This window comes from Candidatus Micrarchaeota archaeon, assembly GCA_028866575.1.
In the GTDB taxonomy this organism is placed as follows: domain Archaea; phylum Micrarchaeota; class Micrarchaeia; order Micrarchaeales; family Micrarchaeaceae; genus UBA12276.
Map to the genome: position 1 here is coordinate 1 of JAGWHU010000049.1, position 1,083 is coordinate 1,083.

At 57.5% G+C, this 1,083-nt stretch carries 1 protein-coding gene; it reads left to right on the forward strand.

The window, feature by feature from the left end:
- Window positions 1-61: 61 nt before the first annotated feature.
- Window positions 62-1,069, forward strand: coding sequence for an IS30 family transposase (locus tag KGI06_06380; protein MDE1871835.1), 1,008 nt, complete (start codon window positions 62-64; stop codon window positions 1,067-1,069).
- Window positions 1,070-1,083: the final 14 nt, after the last annotated feature.

Below are 1,083 nucleotides of genomic sequence, written 5' to 3' on the forward strand. Positions count from 1 at the left end.
TGCGAATTAACCTTTGAATCCGAACACCCATACTTGCGGTATGGGATATGCGCACGAGAAATTGCAGGAGAGCGAGCGGAGAAGAATCGAGCGGCTAAAAGCGTCAGGCTTGAGCTTGCGGAAGATAGCGGAGCGGTTAGGACGGAGTGTCTCGACAGTCTCGGACGAGTTGCGACGGGGAGCCGTACGGGGTGTCTATGACGCCCGCAAGGCAGGGCACAAGGCATATGTGCGCAGGAAGTATTCGAAGGTCCAGTGTCTGAAAGTCGTACTGGACGACCAACTGCGCGCGTTTGTTGAAGACAGGCTCCGGGAAGACTGGTCCCCCCAGATGATTGCCGGGAGGAGCCGGAAGCGGCGCATTAAGGTCTCTCGGGTCTCCGCGAAGGCCGTGTACAAGTATGTGTACTCGGTATACGGCCGACAACTCGAGAAGCATCTGCACCACAGACGGGTACACAAGAAGAGCGGGCCCAAACGGGGACGTCAGGCTGTCATGGATGGCCGGCGCTCTATCGAGGAACGGCCGGAGAACGTACAGAAACGCAGGCAGTTCGGTCACTTCGAGGCAGACTTCATCGAGAGTGGGAAGGATGGCCGCGGCTCCCTGCTGGTCCTCATCGAGCGCAAGACGCGTTATCCCTTCCTGGCGTACGTTGAGAGCCGCAAGACCGAGGACGTGAACCGGCTCATTGCCCGTCTGTTGAGGGGCGTGCCTATTCGGAGCCTCACGCTCGATAACGACGTCTCGTTCAGGAAGCACCAAGAGCTCTCGCGCCTCATTGGCGCTGATGTCTTCTTCTGCCATCCTTATGCCTCAAGCGAGAAAGGCACGGTCGAGAACCGCAATGGCCGCATACGAGAACGCATACCAAAACGTACGAACCTCTCGACCGTGCCGCCCTCGTTAATTGAAGAGATCCAAACCAAGCTCCGCTTCTTGCCGATGAGATGCCTCGGCTTTGATACACCGCAGGAAGCATGGGAGCGAGAGATGAAAAAGGCCGCGAAGCGCGGCGGTGCTAAGCTAACGGGAGTATTAAAAGCTAATCAGTGGTGTTCGGATTGAGGGGTTTGCGTGGG